The sequence below is a fragment of the Bradyrhizobium sp. UNPF46 genome, assembly GCF_006658625.1.
GTDB classification, from domain to species: domain Bacteria; phylum Pseudomonadota; class Alphaproteobacteria; order Rhizobiales; family Xanthobacteraceae; genus Bradyrhizobium; species Bradyrhizobium nitroreducens.
Window position 1 is genome coordinate 1 of the sequence record NZ_LFJB01000146.1, and the last position, 1720, is coordinate 1720.

Below are 1720 nucleotides of genomic sequence, written 5' to 3' on the forward strand. Positions count from 1 at the left end.
ACGGCATCGCCCGCCATCCGCGCCGATTCCTGCACCTGACGGCTGATCTCGCCGACCGACGAGGCCATCTCCTCGGTCGCCGAGGCGACCGACTGCACGTTGGTCGAGGCTTCTTCCGAAGCACCGGCCACGGTGGTAGCCAGCCTCTGGGAGCGTTCGGCCGTCCCTGTCAGAGTGGTGGCCGATGCCTCGAGCTGGGTCGAGGCGGAGGACACCGTGCCGATGATCTCGCCCACGGCTCCCTCGAAGTCGTCGGCAAGCCTCAACATGTCCGCCTTGCGCTGCTCTGCGTTGCGGCGCTCGACTTCGACCTGCTCCGCCTTCAGGCGCTCCACTTCGATCGCATTGGTCTTGAAGACCTGGACGGCATTGGCCATCTGGCCGATTTCGTCCTTCCGTTCGGTGGACGATATCGCCACGGACGTATCGCCCTTGGCGAGGACGCCCATCTCGGTCGTGATGCGCTGGATCGGCCGGGTAACCACGACAGCGACGCCAAAGGCGCCGGCCAGCGAGAGCAACAGGGTGACGATACCGCCAGCCAACATGGCCATCGTCGCGTTGGCCGATGCGGCGTCGGAAGCCACGGCACGCGTCGTCAGCAGCGACCGCTCTTCTGCATCCATCTCCTGCACGACGGCGCGCAATCCATCCATGGACCTCTTGCCGGCGCCGGATGCCTCGAGCTCCCGGGCCTTGGACTGCGTTGCAGGATCCTTCATCAGCGCGATTTCGCGCTGCGCGACATTGGCCGTCCAGTCGCTGGCGAACGCCTTGACGCGCTCGAGGCGCTTCTGCTGGGTCGCGTTATCCGATGTCAGACTGCCGACCTTGGCCGCGGCTGTTTGAAACTGCTTCTGGCCGGATTCGAAAGGTCCGAGAAACGCGCTGTCCGCGGAAACGAGGTAGCCGCGCACACCCGTCTCCGAATTGACCATGGCCCCGACGAGATCGGAAAGCTGCTCCAGCACCTGATAGGTATGCACCGTCATCTTCGACGTGGAGTTCATCACGCTCAGCGAATTGTAGATCGCAGCGGTGCTGCCGGCGACGACGAGACAGATCGCCGCAAACACTGCAGAAACCTTCATCGAAATGCGGACGTCGTTGATCCAGGACATCAAATTCCTCAGTAATTCCGGTTGAAATGCTCGTCGGGCGGGGAAGCCGTTTAACTCGGCAAGTTCTGCCTTGAAGATTATACCGTCCGCGAGATCGTTCCCCTTAACGGTACTGCGTAGTCCTACTGAGCCAGCATCATAAAAATGGCCCGGACTTTTGCGGGCATATTGACCCGCGCGCGCGGAGAAACGTCTCGTGGCATAAGGTTGCAATTGCCTCTCGTCGGCACTGCGGCCGGCATTGCCCGGAAGAGCGAAGCAGTTCCGCCCTTCGGCAGATGTCCGAGAACAAAAGAGCGGCGCACAGCGCCGCTCTTGATTGACGGAAGAATGCGCCCTTGCCTCTATGCTGCGCGGACGTTGGTCAGGAACTTGCTGACCTCGTTCTTCAGCCGGCCGGAATCGTTCGACAGCATCTGTGCCGCCGACAGCACCTGCGAGGAGGCCGTGCCGGTCTCGGTCGCGCCGCGCTGCACGTCGGTGATGTTGGAGGAGACCTGCTGGGTGCCCTGCGCGGCCTGCTGCACGTTGCGGGCGATCTCCTGCGTCGCCGCGCCCTGCTCTTCCACTGCGGCGGCGATCGCCGAGGAGATTTCCGA

Annotated in this window: 1 protein-coding gene and 1 pseudogene; both read right to left on the reverse strand. The window is 63.0% G+C overall.

Features of this window, described 5'->3' with window-relative positions; all coding sequences use genetic code 11:
• The coding region (locus UNPF46_RS37225; protein WP_246668821.1) for a CHASE3 domain-containing protein at nucleotides 1-1334 on the reverse strand (1334 nt) is incomplete at its 3' end.
• Between the two features lie 131 nt (nucleotides 1335-1465).
• Nucleotides 1466-1720 (reverse strand): annotated as a pseudogene (locus UNPF46_RS37230) (methyl-accepting chemotaxis protein); the annotation flags it as partial.